Genomic DNA, 16,129 nt, shown 5'->3' with positions numbered 1-16,129 from the left:
CGCGGACCAGGGCGCTGTCGACACCTGCGGTGACGGCCGCACACTCCGTCAGCGCGTCCGGCGCACCGACACGACCCTCGGGTCCACGGAGTAGTGGCGTGCCACGTCGTCGGCGTCGCCCGCGGTGGCACCGGGATCGAACAGCACCTCCAGGCACGAGCTGTGCGGCCCGTCGAACCCGAAGCCGGCGATGACGTGATCGGGGTCGAGGCGGCGGCTGTCGCGCGTCAACTGGTCGACGGATGCTTCCGGCCGCACGCACACCATCACCTCGTGCTTCCCCCCACTCCAGGCCAGGGCGGGAGCCGATGCGCCGATGGTGAGCAGGAGCGCCGCCCCCACGCCGATCACGGTGCCCCGACCGAGCGCCGACCGGCTCGCCGGCCGGGCCCCGAGGGCCGACCGGCTCGACGGCAGGGCCACCGCGGCGATAGCGGCCAGGACGTACGCCCACAGCGCCCGCTTGTCCGCCGTGTCGTACAGGGCCAGCGCGACGACGCCGGCGCCGATGGTCTGGGTGACCAGGGCAACCATCCGGAATTCCGGCAGATCGACAACCGCCGCGGGTATCGCGGCGAGCACACCGAGCACCAGTAGGAGCCCGACGAACCAGGAGGCGCTCCACTCACGACGCGCGTCCACGGCGAGCAGCACCCAGGCCAGCACCTGCCCGCCCAGGAAGATCGGCGCGCGCAACTGCGCCAGGAGTCGTACGACCATTGGTCGACCGTAGTTGAAGGAGCGTGATCCGGGACAGCGGTGCGGGCCGCCGGAGGAGGAATCCGGCGGCCCGCTGGCGGAGGAAATTCTCCAGGTGGGCAGGTCAGAAGACGCTGACGCCGTAGCGGCTCAGCGCCTCGGTGACCGGCTGGAAGTAGGTGGTGCCGCCGGTGGAGCAGTTGCCGCTGCCGCCGGAGGTCAGGCCGAGCGCCGTGCTGCCGCTGAACAGCGAGCCGCCGCTGTCACCGGGCTGAGCGCAGATGTTGGTGCGGATCAGGCCGGAGACCGAGCCCTCGGCGTAGTTGACCGTGGCGTTGAGCGCGGTCACCGAGCCGCTGCGCAGGCCGGTGGTGCTGCCGGAGCGCTGCGCCGACTGACCGACGTACGCGTTACCGGCACCGGTGATGTCCCGGTAGCTGCCGTTGTAGAGGTAGACGTTGCCGGCCGCGTTGCCCGAGTTGTTGTGCCGGACGATGCCGTAGTCGTTGCCCGGGAAGCTGGTGCCCGCGCGGGTGCCCAGCAGCGAGGTCTGACCCGAGTTGCTGTACCAGCTCGACGAGATGTTGGTGCAGTGCCCGGCGGTCAGGAAGTAGTACGTGCTGCCGCTGCGCACGTTGAAGCCGAGCGAGCAACGCCCGCCCCCGCCGGCGTAGATCGCCTGACCGCCGGAGATGAGGGTGCTCAGCGGAGCGGCCTCGGCCTCGATACGCACCACACCGTTGGTGCGCGCGGCGGCGGCCTTCACCTGCTCCAGCTTGGCCCCGGTGACGGTGGGGTCGACGGAGATGACGACCTGGTTGGTGACCGGGTCGGTCCACCAGGCGGTGCCGGGAACCTTGGCGAAGCGCTCCAGCACGGCGGTGGCGCGGTTCAGCTCCGCGGCGCCGCGCTTGACGACCTTGGGGGTGCCGCCGGCGGCGGCCACCTGGCGGGCGGCGACGACGTCGGTGACGGCGACGACCATCTTGCCGCTGGCGTCGGCGTAGGTGCCGGCGGCGCGGTCACCGAGTCGGTCGGCGAGCGCGGTCGCGGCGTCGGGCGAGACGCTCCCGGGTGCCGCCTGGGCGGGGGTGCCGGCCAACACACCGGCGACCAGAGTTCCGGCCGCGGCGATGGTGACGACACGGCGGAGCATTGACCTCGTGGGTCGCATGTAACAGCCTCCCGATATGGGGGATGAGGCCCTGTCACGTCGACAGGGACGGGGGCAGCTCGACCACCTGGGGAAATGGCCAAGCGAGGGAAAGTATTCACATATTTAAGATCGTAAGCAAGACCCCGCCATGCCCGAATTCACCCACCGGCAATCCGTAACAGGGAGGACACATACGAACACCGGGGTGTCACACGGCCAGTACGGCCTCTGTGTGACACCCCGGACCGGGAAAGCGATCTCAGCGGTTACGGCAGCACCGGACTCAGCTCACCAGCGGCTTGAGATCCTCGCGAGGCGGCGTCCACTCCCCCGGCGCGGCGGTCACCTGCGTGCCGGAGCGGATGTCCTTGACCTCGTCGGGGTTGCCGGCCGTACCCGGGAACCAGACGTACGGGATGCCACGCCGCTCGGCGTACCGGATCTGCTTGCCGAACTTCGCCGCGCTCGGCGACACCTCGGCCGGGATTCCCCGGGACCGCAGCGCCCCGGCGACGGAGTCGCTGGTCGCCCGCAGTTCCTCGTTGGTCACCGCGACCAGCACGCAGGTGGGCACCGCCCGCGACACGGACAGTGCGCCCGCGCCGAAGAGCAGCCCGAGCAGGCGGGTCACGCCGATCGAGATGCCCACCCCGGGGAAGCGGGCGTTGCCCGCGCTGGCCAGGTTGTCGTACCGACCGCCGGAGCAGATCGAGCCGAACCGCTCGTACCCGATCAGCTGCGTCTCGTAGACGGTGCCGGTGTAGTAGTCCAGACCCCGGGCGATGCGCAGGTCCGCCACGCAGAGACCCGGCGCGTGCGCGGCGGCGGTCTCCACCACCCGGACCAGCTCCTCGACCCCCTCGTCGAGCAGCGGGTGGCTCACCCCGAGCGCGCGCACCGCATCGGCGAACGAGGCGTCCGGCGCGTTGATCTCGGCCAGCGCGAGGCATGCCTTGGCCTGCGCCTCGCTCGCCCCCGCCGTGTCGGCCAACAGCTGCGCCACTCCGGCCGACCCGATCTTGTCGAGCTTGTCGACGGCGCGCAGCGCCGCCTCCGGGTCGGTCAGGCCGATGCCCCGGTAGAAGCCCTCACAGATCTTGCGGTTGTTGACCTGGATGCGGATCGGCGGGATCGGCAACGACCGCAGCGCGTCGCCGACGACCAGCGGCATCTCCGCCTCGTGGTGCACCGCGAGGGTGTCCCGGTCGACGATGTCGATGTCGGCCTGGAGGAACTCCCGGTAACGCCCCTCCTGCGGACGCTCACCGCGCCACACCTTCTGGATCTGGTAGCGGCGGAACGGGAAGTTCAGCTTGCCGGCGTTCTCCAGCACGTACCTGGCGAACGGCACGGTCAGGTCGAAGTGCAGGCCGAGGCTGTCGTCACCGGTCGGGCCCTCCGGGTCGCCGTGCAGCCGCCGGATCACGTAGACCTCCTTTCCGGTATCCCCCTTGCGCAGCAGCTGGTCCAGCGGCTCGACGGCGCGGGTCTCCAGCGGAGCGAAACCGTACAGCTCGAAGGTCGACCGGATCCGGTCCAGGACGAATTGCTCGATCATTCGCTGTGGCGGCGTCCACTCCGGGAACCCGGAGATGGGCGTGGGCTTGCTCATGACGTACTCCCTCGGCAGCCGCGCGCTGCGCGGCAGAGTCTGCTGGCGATCCCGCGCGATCCGCGCGGTGAGGTCTCGACGCGACCGTTACAGGCCGCGGGTGGGTGCCGCCGGTCGCGCGCCGCCCAGCTCCGCCACCTCGGCGAGGTACGGATTGGTGGCGCGTTCGCGGCCGATGGTGGTCGCGGGGCCGTGGCCGGGCAGGACGACTGTGTCGTCGGCCAACGGGAGGATCTTGTCCCGCAGGCTGGTGATCATCGTCGGCATGCTGCCGCCCGGCAGGTCGGTGCGGCCGATCGAGCCGGCGAAGAGCACGTCACCGGAGAGGCAGAGCTGCTCCGCCTCCCAGGGCGAGCCGGCGCCGGGCAGCCGGAAGAGCACCGACCCGCCGGTATGGCCGGGCGCATGGTCGACGGTGATCTCCAGCCCGGCGAGGGCGAGCGTCGTGCCGTCGGCCAACTCGGCCACGTCCTCGGGCTCGGCGTACGGCAGGCGCCCACCGAAGAGCTGCGTCAGATCCATCGACAGCGCCTTCGTCGGATCCGCCAGCAGCTCCCGGTCGTCCGGATGCACGTACGCGGTGATACCGCGCGCCCCGCAGACCGGCGCCACGGAGAAGGTGTGGTCGAGGTGGCCGTGGGTGAGCAGCACCGCGGCCGGGTGCAGACGATGCTCGGCGAGCAGCGCGTCGAGCCGGTCGATCACCCCGATGCCGGGGTCGACCACCACGCACTGTTCCCCCGGCGCGGTGGCGACCACGTAGCAGTTGGTGCCGAAGGCGTCCGCGGGAAAGCCGGCCACGAGCACGTCCGCTCCCCTTTCCGTCGAGTCGTCTCCTCCGGCAGCCTACCGGCGTCGCCGGCCGCGCGGCCCCACCCGCCGGCCCCCGGGGTGCGGCACTGACGGATCCCGATGTAGAAGGGCACCGACCTCGTACACCACTTTCCCAGCCGGTACCCGTACACTCTGGCGGGCGTGTGGCGTGGCACACCTGCCGCCCGACAGGTACACGACCACCGGGTGACGACCAGGGTAGAGGAAAGGGGAGCACGGGTGGCTTCCAGCAGGGACCGGCAGCGCAAACTGGCGCGGGCCAAGCTCGACCGGCAACTGGCCCGCCGGGCCGCCGCCGCCAGGCGTCGCCGACGCATCCAGGCCGGTGTCGGCACCGCCCTGATCCTCGTGCTGGTCGTCGCCGGCTCGGCGTGGGCCCTCGGCGCGTTCGACAGTGAGCCGACCGAGGACACCGCGACCGACGAGGTCTGCCTCTGGACCCCGCAGAACACCGACGGCAACGCCAATCTCAAGGATGTCGGCGAGCCCCCGACCACCGGGCTGCCGGTCACCGGCACCCGGCCGATGACGATCACCACCAACCAGGGTGCGCCGATCTCCGTCGAGCTGGACCTCGCCAGCGCCCCGTGCGCCGCCGCCAGCATCGCCCATCTGGCCAGCCAGTCGTTCTACGACAACACCAAGTGCCACGAGATCACCACCGACGGCGCGGTGCGCTGCGGCGATCCCAGCGGCACTGGTCTGGGCGGCCCGGCGTACTCGTTCTACGACGAGAACGTGCCGACCGCCCCGGAGGCGTCGCCGGAGCCGAGCCCGTCCCCGGACGAACCACCGACGTACCCCAAGGGCACGGTCGCGCTGATCTCGAACCCGCCCGGGGCCAACGGCAGCCAGTTCCTGATCTTCTTCGAGGATTTCACCACCGCCGAGCCGAAGTTCCCGATCATCGGCCGGGTCACCGGGGGCCTCGACGTAGTCGAGAAGATCGGTGCCCTGCCGACGGTGGACAATGGGGCCGGGGAGAAGGTCAAGCCGGAGAATGACGACGTGGTCATCCAGAGTCTGACCGTCGGTGAACCCGTGCTGGACCCGGCGTCATCCGCCGACCCGGCGCCCTCGGGCACGCCGGGTCCCGAGTCCTCCGGCACACCGAGTCCGGCGGCACCTGAGGCCAGCGCCAGCGCCGGCTGACCACGGCAACCGGGCCCCACCCCACCGCAGCGGCATCCACATACAGTCCAGGAGGATCGAGGCGTGACGTCCACCAGAGAGCGGCAGCGCGCGGCGGCCCGCGCCCGGCTCGAGAAGGAGATGGCCGAGCGGGCCGCTCGGGCCCGTAAGCGCCGCCAGACGCAGGCGGTCGTCGGGGCCGGCGTGGTCCTGCTGCTGGTGGTCGCCGGCACGGCCTGGCTCGCCAGCAACGTGCTCGGCGACGACAGCGGCACCGACAACGCGGCCCAGGACGCGAACACGGTGCAGTGTGACTGGGTCGAGCTGCCCGACGGCGAGCGCACCCCGCAGGTCAAGGACGTCGGGCTGCCGGACACCCAGCAGAGCAAGGCTGGTGTCCAGACCATGACGATCACCACGAACCTCGGCCCGATCACCGCCCGGGTCGACAGGTCCGCGGTGCCGTGCACGGCGGGCAGCTTCACCCACCTGGCCGAGCAGAACTTCTTCGACAACACCAAGTGCCACCGGCTGGTGACCGAGGGCATCAAGGTGCTCCAGTGCGGCGACCCGAGCGCCACCGGCGAGGGCTGGCGGGAGACCGACGGCACCGGCGGCCCGAGCTACCGCATGGCGGAGGAGAACCTGCCGGCCGACAAGCGACCGCCGTACCCGGAGGGCGTCATCGCGATGGCCAACTCGGGCCAGCCGTCCAGCAGCGGCAGCCAGTTCTTCATCGTGTACGGCGACTCGCCGCTGGACCCGAACTACACAGTTCTCGGCACCATCACCGGCGGGATGGACATCGTCAAGGACGTCGCGGCGGCCGGTGACGACGGTGCGTTCGCCCAGCAGGCCGGCGGCGGCCACCCCAAGAAGGAGGTCATCATCACCGACCTCACCATGACCGACGCCTGACCCGAACCACCCGTCACCCCCAACGGGCGCTCCCCCGTCCCCACCCCCACCCCCCCACTCGGTTGATCATGAAGTTGTTGCCCGTGACACGCCGGGGAGGTGACAACAACTTCATGATCAACGCGAGGGTGCGGAAGGGGCCGGGGGTGTTGGAGCCGGGTGGGGGTGGGGTGGGTTAGGCGCCGGAGGTTACGCGGTAGGCGTCGAAGACGCCGTCGACCTTGCGTACGGCGGCGAGGAGGTGGCCGAGGTGTTTGGGGTCGGCCATCTCGAAGCTGAACCGGCTCACCGCCACCCGGTCGCGGGTGGTGGTGACGGTGGCGGAGAGGATGTTGACCCGCTCCTCGGAGAGCACCCGGGTGACGTCCGCCAGCAGCTTGTGCCGGTCGAGCGCCTCCACCTGGATCGCCACCAGGAACGTCGAGGCGGAGGTGAGTTTCCAGTTCACCTCGACCACCCGCTCGCCCTGGGCGCGTAGGTCCTCCGCGTTGGCGCAGTCGTCGCGGTGCACGCTCACCCCGCCGGAACGGGTCACGAAGCCGAAGACCGAGTCCGGCGGGACCGGGGTGCAGCAGCGGGCCAGCTTGATCCACACGTCGCTGACCCCGCGTACGACCACACCCGGGTCGTGGCTGGAGGCGCGGCTGCGCGGCGGGCGGGTGGCCACGGCGGTCTCGGCGATGTCCTCCGCCGCGCCCTCCTCGCCGCCGTAGGAGGCCATCAGCTTCTGCACCACCGACTGGGCGGAGACCTGGCTGTCGCCGACCGCGGCGTACAGCGACGCCACGTCGGCCAGGTGCAGGTCCCGGGCGATGGCCATCAGGTTGTCGGAGGTGAGCATCCGCTGCAACGGCATGCCCTGCTTGCGCATCGCCTTGACGATCGCGTCCTTGCCCTCCTCGATTGCCTCCTCGCGGCGCTCCTTGTTGAAGTACTGCCGGATCTTCGTCCGCGCCCGGGGGCTCTTCACGAAACCGAGCCAGTCCTGCGTGGGACCGGCCGTGTCGGACTTCGACGTGAAGATCTCGATCACGTCGCCGTTGGACAGCGTCGACTCCAGCGGCACCAGCTTGCCGTTGACCCGCGCCCCGATGCACTTGTGCCCCACCTCGGTGTGCACCGCGTACGCGAAGTCCACAGGCGTCGACCCCGTCGGCAACGGGATCACGTCACCCTTCGGGGTGAAGACGTACACCTCCTGGCTGGACAGGTCGAACCGCAACGCGTCCAGGAACTCGCTCGGGTCCGCGGCCTCCCGCTGCCAGTCCAGCAGCTGCCGCAGCCAGGTCATCTCGTCGATGTGCGCCGGCGGGCCGACGATCTGGGTGCCCTTGTGCTCCTTGTACTTCCAGTGGGCCGCGATGCCGAACTCCGCCGTACGGTGCATCGCGTACGTGCGGATCTGCATCTCCACCGGCTTACCGGTCGGCCCGATCACCGTGGTGTGCAGCGACTGGTACATGTTGAACTTCGGCATGGCGATGTAGTCCTTGAACCGGCCCGGCACCGGCTGCCAGTTCGCGTGGATCACCCCCAGCGCCGCGTAGCAGTCCCGCACCGTGTCGACCAGGATCCGCACACCCACCAGATCGTAGATGTCGTTGAAGTCGCGCCCCCGCACGATCATCTTCTGGTAGATCGAGTAGAGGTGCTTCGGCCGGCCGGTGGTCTCCGCCTTGATCTTGGCGGCCTTCAGGTCGGTCTGCACCTTCTGCGTCACCTGCCGCAGCAACGCCTCCCGCTGCGGCTGGTGCTCCCCGATCAGCCGGTTGATCTCCTCGAACCGCTTCGGGAACAACGTCCCGAACGCCAGATCCTCCAGCTCCCACTTGATCGTGTTCATACCGAGCCGGTGGGCCAGCGGGGCGAGGATCTCCAGCGTCTCCTTCGCCTTCTGCTCCTGCTTCGGGCGCGGCAGGAAGGTGAGCGTCCGCATGTTGTGCAGCCGGTCGGCCAGCTTGATCACCAGTACCCGCGGGTCCTTGGCCATGGCGACGACCATCTTGCGGATCGTCTCGGCCTTCGCCGCGTCACCGAGCTTGACCTTGTCGAGCTTGGTGACCCCGTCGACCAGCAGGGCGACCTCACCACCGAAGTCGGACCGCATCTGGTCGAGGGTGTACTCGGTGTCCTCGATGGTGTCGTGCAGCAGCGCCGCGACCAGGGTGGTGGTGTCCATGCCCAGGTTCGCCAGGATGGTCGCGACCGCGAGCGGGTGGGTGATGTAGGGGTCGCCGGACTTGCGGTACTGCCCGGAGTGCCAACGCGCCGCCGTGTCGAAGGCCCGCTGCAACAGCCGCGCGTCGGCCTTGGGGTGATTCTCCCGATGCGACGCGATAAGCGGCTCCAGCACCTCGCTGACCTGCGAGGACTGCCATGGGGCGTTGAACCGGGCGAGCCGTGCCCGGACCCGCCGCCCGGTGGGCGCATGGGACAGGGCGAAACCACCGGCCGCCGAGGATTCGCCGGCACCGTCCCCGGCGCCGACGGACGGACCGCCGGCGGCCGGACGAGCCGGGCCACCGGTCTGCTGTGCCGCGGACCCGCCACCCGGCGGCGGTGCGGCGCCGTTGCGGTCGGTCAGCGTGCCCTCCGCGTCACCTGTCGGGTGCACCGTGCCCTCCACCGGAGGAACGACCTCGTGGGACACCGGCCTCCTCACCGCTCGCCGGGACGACACCGACCGTGCGCCGGCCGGTCTGGTCTAGCGCCGCACAGGCGGGTAACCGCCCAGTCAGCAATGGGCAATGCTACCCCCACCCGGGGTGCCGTGCCGCTCCGCCGGACGGACCTTGCCGGGTCCGCCGACGTCTCAAACGGTCAACAGGGCATGCACGGGACGCGGGGCCAGTCGGTCGCGCCCACCGAGGAACGACAACTCCAGCAGCACGGTGAAACCCGCCACCGTGCCACCCGCCCGCTCGACCAGGTCGAGCGTGGCCGCCGCCGTGCCGCCGGTGGCGAGCACGTCGTCGACCACCAGCACGCGGTGTCCGGCGGTGAAGGCGTCCTGGTGTACCTCGAGGGTGGCCTCGCCGTACTCCAGTTCGTAGGAGGCGGCGTACGCCGGCCGGGGCAACTTGCCGGCCTTACGCACCGGCACCACCCCGACTCCGGTGGCGTACGCGATCGCGGCGGCGACCACGAACCCCCGCGCCTCGATGCCGACCACGGCGTCGAAGGACTCCCGCCCGTGGTAGGTGACGATCCCGTCGATCACGTCCCGGAAGGCGTCACCGTCGGCGAACAACGGCATCAGGTCCTTGAACATGACGCCGGGCTTGGGGAAGTCGGGCACGTCGAGCACCCGGCTGGCCACCAGCCGGGCTATCTCCGGCCCGCTGTCCCCGCGTACCCCGGTGCTGTGGGTCTCCGTCACGGCAGTTCCAGTTCCCTTCCACACGACGGCGGCGTCCCGCACGCTGCTCGCACAGCATGCAGGACGCCGCCGGTACCTGTTTCTACCGGGTCGTCCCGGGCGTCCTCAGCGCCGCTTTCCGCCGCCCGGACGGTTGCCGCCACCGGGACGCCCGCCCCGGGCACCGCCGGATCGCTTGCCCGTCGGCCGGGCGCCAACCTTCGGCGCGGCGGCACCGGCGAGCGCGCCGGCCTCCGCGGTGACCGGCTCCTCGTCCCGCTCGACCGGGCGGGGCGTGCCACCCGTCTTGGCGGGGGTCTCGCCCCGGCTGACCGTGGACCGCCGGGCGAGCACCCGCTTGTTGTGCGCCTGGATCCGTGGGTCGCGGTTCTTCAGCACCACCAGCAGCGGGGTGGCCAGCGTGATCGAGGTGAGGAAGGCCATCGCCATACCGACGAAGAGCACCAGGCCGAGGTCCTTCAGGGTGCCCGCGCCGAGCAGGCCGGCACCGATGAACAGGATGCCGCCGACCGGGAGCAGGGCGACCACCGAGGTGTTGATCGACCGCATCAGGCTCTGGTTGACGGCCAGGTTGGCCGCCTCGCCGTACGTCTGGTTGTTGTTCGCGGTGATGCCTCTGGTGTTCTCCTGCACCTTGTCGAAGACCACCACCACGTCGTACAGGGCGAAGCCCAGAATGGTGAGGAATCCGATGATCGTCGACGGGGTGACCTCGAACCCGACGATCGAGTAGAGCCCGGCGGTGAGGACCAGGTTCATCACCAGGGCGAAGATCGCCCCGACGGCCATCTGCCACTCGAACCGCAGGACCAGGTAGACCGTCACCAGGGCCAGGAAGATAACCAGACCGAGCAGGGCCCGGTTGGTCACCTGGCTGCCCCACGCCTCGCTGACCCGGTTGCTGGCGATCTCCGCCGGGTCGATGTTGAACACCTGACCCAACTCGACCCGGACCGCCTCGGCCTGCTCGGCGTCGAGCTCGGTGGTACGCAGCTCGTAGAACTCGCCGCCGCCCCCGCCGACCTCCTGGGTGGTGACCACCCGGCCACCCTCGCCGGCGGTGGTCAGCACCTCACCCGCCCGGTCCTCCACCTGCTCCAGGGTGCCGACGCTGGTCGGCACCTGGAACGAGTTGCCGCCGGCGAACTCGATGCCCAGGCTGAAGCCCCGGAAGATGACGCTGCCGAGCGCGATCACCACCAGCACGGCGGCGACGGTGAACCACATCTTGCGCCGGCCGACGATATTGAGGCCGGCCTCACCTCGGTAGAGGCGGGCTGCCAGACCAGTCTCAGCCATCTCAGGCCTCCTTGACACGCTGGTTGCGGGACGACGGGGCCGGCTCCGACCGGGCCGGCAGTGCCCTGCCCAGGCCGCTGACCCGTGGGGACAGGAACGCCTTGGTACGGGCGAACATCGTCATGATCGGATGCCGGAAGAGGAAGACCACCAGCAGGTCCAGCACCGTGGCCAGGCCCAGGGCGAAGGCGAAGCCCTTCACCGTGCCGACCGAGACGATGTAGAGCACCAGCGCCGACATGATCGTGATCGCGTTGGCGGAGATGATCGTCCGGCGGGCCCGGACCCACGCCCGGGGTACCGCGCTGCGCGGGCTGCGCCCCTCCCGGATCTCGTCCTTGAGGCGTTCGAAGTAGATGACGAACGAGTCCGCCGCCACACCTAGCGAGACGATGATGCCGGCGATGCCGGCGAGGGTGAGCGTGAAGCCGATCTGCCGACCGAGCACCACCAGCGCGCCGAAGAGCAGCAGCGCCGACAGGATCAGGCTCAGGAAGATCACCGAGCCGAGCAGGCGGTAGTAGAAGAACGAGTAGATGATGACCAGCAGCATGCCGATGCCGGCCGCGAGCAGACCGGCCCGCAGGTGGCTGGCGCCCAGGGTGGCGGTGACGTTCTGCTGCTCCTGCGCCTCGAAGGTGACCGGCAGGGCGCCGTAGCTGAGGTAGCCGGCCAGCTCGCTGGCCTCGGCGTTGCTGAAGTTGCCGGTGATCTGCGAGTTGCCGGTCAGCACGCCCTGGATCTGCGGTGAAGAGATGATCTTGTTGTCCAGCACCACGGCGACCCGGCACTTGCCCTCGTCACCGAGCGCGGACGCGTCACATGCCTGGCCCTCGTTGTTGAACGCCTCGCGGGTCAGCGCGGTCCACTTGTCCTGGCCCGAGCCGGTGAAGTTCAGGCTGACCACCCACTGGCTGGTCTGGTCGCGCACCGCGTTGGCGTCGGAGACGTCGGTGCCGAGCACCTTCGCCACGTCGAGCAGGTTCTTGGCGTACCCGCCCTCGCAGGCGACGACCTGCTGCTCCGGGTCGGAGATGGACGCCGGGGGCCGGTCGTCGAGCTGGGCGCAGCCGATCGTCGGCACGTTGAACTGCATCTGCGCCGGCAGCACCGCGACCTCACGGCCACTCAGCTCGCCGAAGGGCTTGAGCTTGTCGGCCAGCGACGGATCGGCGCTCAGGTCGGCCGGCGCCTGCAACCCGCTCGCGGCGGCCCACGCCTCAGCGCCGACCTTCTGCTCGACGGCCTGGCGCTGCTCCTCGATGCTCTGCGGCACCTCTTCGTCCGCCGTCGGCGACGGGGTGGGCGTCGGGGTCGCCGACGGGGTCGGGGTCGGAGCGCCACCCCCCTGACCGCCAGCGTCGGGCGAGGAGGAGGCTTCGGCGTCCGGGGTGGGGCTCGCGGTGCCCGACGGGGTGGCCTCGGGGCTCGCGGACCCGGACGGGGTCGCCGAAGGACTCTCGCTCGGTGCCGGCGACGGGATCGAGCCGCTGCCGTCGGCGATCTTCAGCACCTTCCGGAACCGCAGCTCGGCGGCGCTACCGACCTCGTTGAGCTCGCGGTTCTCGCCGGGCAGGGAGACGACGATGTTGCGGTCGCCCTCGGTGACCACCTCGGCCTCGGCCACGCCGTACGCGTTGACCCGACTCTCGATGATCTGGCGGGCCCGCTCCAGGTTCTCCGCCGTCGGGGCTCGGCCGTCGAGGGTGTTGGTGGCTTCCAGCGTGAGCCGCGTGCCGCCGACCAGGTCAAGACCGAGGCGGGGTTCGAGCCGGTCCTTCCAGCCACCGCTGGCACCGCCCGAGAAGAACACCAAAAGATAGAGGACGACGAAGATGGCCCCGAGCACGGCCAACTGCCGTCCCGGGCGCATCTGTCCCTGAGGTGGTGCCACGGCTGTCCTGTCTCCCTGTGGTCACGCCGCCGCGGGCGCGGCGGCGGGTCGGCCGGTCCCTCGGCCGACGGTCTGCCTTCCGACGGCGCTCAGGCGGGCACCGCCGCCTCCGGGGGTCGACGCGGACGCGTGGACCGGGTACGAGTCGGCGCGCCGGCGCCCGGCGTCGGCCTTCTATCCAATTGTCTCAATGCGCAATTCGAGGATGGCACCCACCCGGGGACGCGCGTGGGCACCTCCCGCCCGATCCGCCGGGAGACCGGCGACCCGGATGGGATTCGGCGTCAGTCCTTGACGGAGTCGGACTCCTCGACGGGCGACTCGACCGGGCGCTCCGCCGGGGTGACCACCCGGGCGATCGCCGGCCGGGCGTAGCGGGTCTGCACTCCGGGAGCGACCTCCAGCAGGACGCTGTCGTCCTCGACACCGGTGACCGTGCCGTAGAGCCCGCCGATGGTGACCACCTCGTCGCCCACGGAGAGGTTGGACTGCATCGATTCGGCCTCGCGGCGGCGCTTCTGCTGCGGACGGATCATCATGAAGTACATGACGCCGAAGAGCAGAGCGATCATGAGGATCGGCGTGAAGCCTCCCGCTCCGCCGCCATCTGCTGCGTAGTGCACGGTTGTCGACCTTCCGATTGGCCGCCGGACCGGCGCGTCGGCGCCGCAACGGAGGCGGATTTTCACGTCCTGTACAGACCGCGGCGAGTCTAGTCGCTCTGTCTGGGAACGCCGAATGCGGCAGAGATCACGAACAGATCACGGCTCGCCGACGTCCAGCGAGAACAGATCGGGCGCGGGAGGAGCTTCTGCGGCAAATGTACCATTCGGCGGCGTACGGCCCAGATGGTGCCAGGCGGCCTCGGTGGCCACCCGGCCCCGGGGCGTACGCGCCAGCAGGCCGGCCCGCACCAGGAACGGCTCGCAGACCTCCTCGACGGTGTCCGGCTGCTCCCCCACCGCCACGGCCAGGGTAGACAGGCCGACCGGGCCACCCCGGAACGAGTCCACCAGCGCGGTCAGCACCGCCCGGTCGAGCCGGTCCAGCCCGAGGGCGTCCACGTCGTACACGGTCAGGGCCGCCCGGGCGGTCGCGACGGTGACCACACCGTCGGCGCGGACCTCGGCGAAGTCCCGCACCCGGCGCAGCAGCCGGTTGGCGATCCGGGGCGTACCCCGGGACCGGCCGGCGATCTCCGCCGCCCCGTCCTCGGTGATCGGCACCCCGAGGATGCGCGCCGAGCGGTGCAGCAGCGTCTCCAGGTCGGCCGGCGAGTAGAAGTCCAGGTGCGCCACGAAGCCGAACCGGTCCCGCATCGGGCCGGTGAGCAGACCGGACCGGGTGGTCGCGCCGACAAGCGTGAACGGCTCCACGTCGAGCGGGATGGCGGTGGCCCCCGGCCCCTTGCCCACCACCACGTCGACCCGGAAGTCCTCCATCGCGCTGTAGAGCAGCTCCTCCGCCGGCCGGGCGATCCGGTGGATCTCGTCGATGAAGAGCACGTCCCCCTCGGCCAGACTGGTCAGGATCGCCGCCAGGTCACCGGAGCGTTCGATCGCCGGCCCGCTGGTCACCCGGATGCCGGTGCCCAGCTCGGCGGCCACGATGTTGGCGAGGCTGGTCTTGCCCAGGCCCGGCGGGCCCGAGAGCAGGATGTGGTCGGGCGGCGAGCCGCGCCGCATGGCGCCCTGAAGCAGCAGGTCGAGCTGGTCGCGAACCCGGTCCTGGGCGATGAACTCGGCGAGGCGCTTCGGTCGGACGCTGACCTCCGCGTCCAGCTCCGCATCGTTGACGTACGCCGAGACCAGGTTCTCGCTGCTCATCGGGTCCGACCCAGCAGCCGGATGGCCTGCTTCAACAGCACCGGCACCGGCGGGGTGGGACCGTCGACGCTCTCGGCGACGGCGGCGACCGCCTGGTCGGCCTGGCCGGCCGTCCAACCGAGCCCGATCAGCGCCTGGCGGACCTGATCCGGCCAGCTGCCGCCGGTCACCCCGGCCGCGCCGTCGGCACCCACCGGCACCGGGCCGATCCGGTCACGCAGCTCCAGCACCAGTCGTTCGGCGCCCTTCTTGCCGATGCCCGGCACCCGGGTCAGCGCCGCCGTGTCGGCGTTGGCGATGGCCTTGCGTACCGCGTCGGGGGTGTGCACCGCGAGCACTGCCTGGGCCAGCCGCGGGCCGACCCCGCTGGCGGTCTGCAACAGCTCGAACAGCGCCTTGGCGTCGTCGTCGGCGAAGCCGTAGAGGGTGAGCGAGTCCTCCCGGACGACCAGGCTGGTGGCCAGCCGGGCCGGCTGGCCGACCCGCAGGTCGGCGAGCGTGCCGGGAGCGCACTGCACGGCCAGTCCGACCCCGCCGACCTCGATCACCGCCTGGTCCGGGGCGACGGCGGTCACCACGCCGCGCAAACTGGCGATCATCTCGCTCCTCCTCGTCTGACCCGGTCCGCCGCGGCGGCCAGTTTCGAGCGGGTGCCGCCGCGCCACACGTGGCAGATGGCCAGCGCGAGGGCGTCCGCGGCATCCGCCGGCCGGGGTGGCTCGGGCAGCCGCAGCAGCCGGGTGACCATCGCGGTCATCTGGGCCTTGTCCGCCTGGCCGGAACCGGTCACCGCCGCCTTCACCTCGCTCGGGGTGTACGTCTGCACCGGCAGCCCGGCGCGCGCCCCGGCCAGCACCGCGATCCCGCTGGCCTGGGCGGTGCCCATCACCGTACGCACGTTGTGCTGGCTGAACACCCGCTCGACGGCCACGCTGTCCGGTCGGTGCTCGGCGACCAACTCGGTAAGCGAACGGTCCAGGTGCAGCAGGCGGGTGGACAGCTCGTCGGCCGGGTCGGTGTAGACGACGTAGTAGGCGATGAGCGTGCAGGGTCGTCCGGGCACCCCCTCGACCACGCCGACGCCGCACCGGGTCAGCCCCGGATCGACGCCGAGCACCCGCACGCCGTCTCCCTCCCACCGTCAGCCCAGTACGTGTGTTCGACACCCTACCGATGCGGCCGACCCGGCGCGCCGCCGGACACGCCCGCCACCGCGTGCCGCCGGACACGCCGTCGCGGCGGGGCGGTCACGACGTGCCGCGCGGGAACGCGCTTGCCGTGGCGGGTCCGACCGGGATGTAGCGGACGACCACACAGTGCGGCGGGAGTATGTGCCGCCATCCCATGTGCGCCCGACCACACAGCTCGTAACTTCATGCGC

General features: G+C 70.9%; 14 protein-coding genes. 2 read left to right on the top strand and 12 right to left on the bottom strand.

Going from position 1 to position 16,129, the window contains the following annotated elements; translation table 11 throughout:
• Nucleotides 1-48: 48 nt before the first annotated feature.
• The 4 genes from O7601_RS16625 to O7601_RS16610 all read right to left on the bottom strand — a co-directional run bounded on the left by O7601_RS16625 (nt 49) and on the right by O7601_RS16610 (nt 4,274).
• Nucleotides 49-720, bottom strand: coding sequence for a hypothetical protein (locus O7601_RS16625; RefSeq protein ID WP_281562039.1), 672 nt, complete (start codon nt 718-720; stop codon nt 49-51).
• 103 nt (nt 721-823) lie between these two features.
• On the bottom strand, nt 824-1,873 hold the full coding sequence (locus O7601_RS16620) for a S1 family peptidase (protein WP_281562038.1): 1,050 nt from the start codon (nt 1,871-1,873) through the stop codon (nt 824-826).
• A gap of 265 nt (nt 1,874-2,138) precedes the next feature.
• The gene (gene hisS / locus O7601_RS16615; protein ID WP_281562037.1) at nt 2,139-3,467 is read right to left on the bottom strand and encodes a histidine--tRNA ligase; all 1,329 of its coding nucleotides are present in this window, start codon (nt 3,465-3,467) and stop codon (nt 2,139-2,141) included.
• A gap of 87 nt (nt 3,468-3,554) precedes the next feature.
• Nucleotides 3,555-4,274: an MBL fold metallo-hydrolase gene (locus tag O7601_RS16610; RefSeq protein ID WP_281562036.1), complete on the bottom strand. Its 720-nt coding sequence runs from the start codon at nt 4,272-4,274 to the stop codon at nt 3,555-3,557.
• Between the two features lie 246 nt (nt 4,275-4,520).
• On the opposite strand from O7601_RS16610, the gene O7601_RS16605 reads away from it, so the two are divergent.
• Together O7601_RS16605 and O7601_RS16600 are read left to right on the top strand one after the other, a co-directional pair.
• Nucleotides 4,521-5,453: a peptidylprolyl isomerase gene (locus O7601_RS16605; protein ID WP_281562035.1), complete on the top strand. Its 933-nt coding sequence runs from the start codon at nt 4,521-4,523 to the stop codon at nt 5,451-5,453.
• A 63-nt stretch (nt 5,454-5,516) separates the two neighbouring features.
• Nucleotides 5,517-6,350 (top strand): peptidylprolyl isomerase, encoded by an 834-nt coding sequence (locus tag O7601_RS16600; RefSeq protein WP_281562034.1) that lies wholly within the window; start codon nt 5,517-5,519, stop codon nt 6,348-6,350.
• A 175-nt stretch (nt 6,351-6,525) separates the two neighbouring features.
• Here the strand turns inward: O7601_RS16600 and O7601_RS16595 are convergent, their stop codons facing one another.
• From O7601_RS16595 to ruvC, 8 genes are all read right to left on the bottom strand, one after another.
• Nucleotides 6,526-8,976 (bottom strand): bifunctional (p)ppGpp synthetase/guanosine-3',5'-bis(diphosphate) 3'-pyrophosphohydrolase, encoded by a 2,451-nt coding sequence (locus tag O7601_RS16595; RefSeq protein WP_281566950.1) that lies wholly within the window; start codon nt 8,974-8,976, stop codon nt 6,526-6,528.
• 186 nt (nt 8,977-9,162) lie between these two features.
• A complete protein-coding gene (locus O7601_RS16590) occupies nt 9,163-9,729 on the bottom strand; it encodes an adenine phosphoribosyltransferase (protein ID WP_281562033.1) in 567 nt (188 codons plus the stop codon).
• A gap of 105 nt (nt 9,730-9,834) precedes the next feature.
• Nucleotides 9,835-11,028 (bottom strand): protein translocase subunit SecF, encoded by a 1,194-nt coding sequence (gene secF / locus O7601_RS16585; protein ID WP_281562032.1) that lies wholly within the window; start codon nt 11,026-11,028, stop codon nt 9,835-9,837.
• 1 nt (nt 11,029) lies between these two features.
• A complete protein-coding gene (secD, locus tag O7601_RS16580) occupies nt 11,030-12,922 on the bottom strand; it encodes a protein translocase subunit SecD (protein ID WP_281562031.1) in 1,893 nt (630 codons plus the stop codon).
• A gap of 284 nt (nt 12,923-13,206) precedes the next feature.
• A complete protein-coding gene (gene yajC / locus O7601_RS16575) occupies nt 13,207-13,545 on the bottom strand; it encodes a preprotein translocase subunit YajC (RefSeq protein ID WP_281562030.1) in 339 nt (112 codons plus the stop codon).
• A gap of 138 nt (nt 13,546-13,683) precedes the next feature.
• Nucleotides 13,684-14,748: a Holliday junction branch migration DNA helicase RuvB gene (gene ruvB, locus O7601_RS16570; protein WP_281562029.1), complete on the bottom strand. Its 1,065-nt coding sequence runs from the start codon at nt 14,746-14,748 to the stop codon at nt 13,684-13,686.
• Nucleotides 14,745-15,347 carry a Holliday junction branch migration protein RuvA gene (ruvA, locus tag O7601_RS16565; protein ID WP_281562028.1) on the bottom strand — a complete coding sequence of 201 codons (603 nt, stop codon included), beginning with the start codon at nt 15,345-15,347 and terminating at the stop codon, nt 14,745-14,747. Before ruvA ends, ruvB begins: the two co-directional genes overlap by 4 nt.
• Nucleotides 15,344-15,871 carry a crossover junction endodeoxyribonuclease RuvC gene (ruvC, locus tag O7601_RS16560; RefSeq protein WP_281562027.1) on the bottom strand — a complete coding sequence of 176 codons (528 nt, stop codon included), beginning with the start codon at nt 15,869-15,871 and terminating at the stop codon, nt 15,344-15,346. Before ruvC ends, ruvA begins: the two co-directional genes overlap by 4 nt.
• Nucleotides 15,872-16,129 lie beyond the last annotated feature (258 nt).

It is taken from the genome of Verrucosispora sp. WMMD573, from assembly GCF_027497175.1.
Taxonomy (GTDB): Bacteria; Actinomycetota; Actinomycetes; order Mycobacteriales; family Micromonosporaceae; genus Micromonospora.
This window is presented reverse-complemented; position numbering and strand designations above follow the sequence as displayed.

Bases quoted from the DNA above. Each gene is read 5' to 3' on its own strand.
- hisS (WP_281562037.1), bottom strand. From the start codon at position 3,467: ATGAGCAAGCCCACGCCCATCTCCGGGTTCCCGGAGTGGACGCCGCCA.
- O7601_RS16625 (WP_281562039.1), bottom strand. From the start codon at position 720: ATGGTCGTACGACTCCTGGCGCAGTTGCGCGCGCCGATCTTCCTGGGC.
- ruvA (WP_281562028.1), bottom strand. From the start codon at position 15,347: ATGATCGCCAGTTTGCGCGGCGTGGTGACCGCCGTCGCCCCGGACCAG.
- O7601_RS16620 (WP_281562038.1), bottom strand. From the start codon at position 1,873: ATGCGACCCACGAGGTCAATGCTCCGCCGTGTCGTCACCATCGCCGCG.
- ruvB (WP_281562029.1), bottom strand. From the start codon at position 14,748: ATGAGCAGCGAGAACCTGGTCTCGGCGTACGTCAACGATGCGGAGCTG.
- secF (WP_281562032.1), bottom strand. From the start codon at position 11,028: ATGGCTGAGACTGGTCTGGCAGCCCGCCTCTACCGAGGTGAGGCCGGC.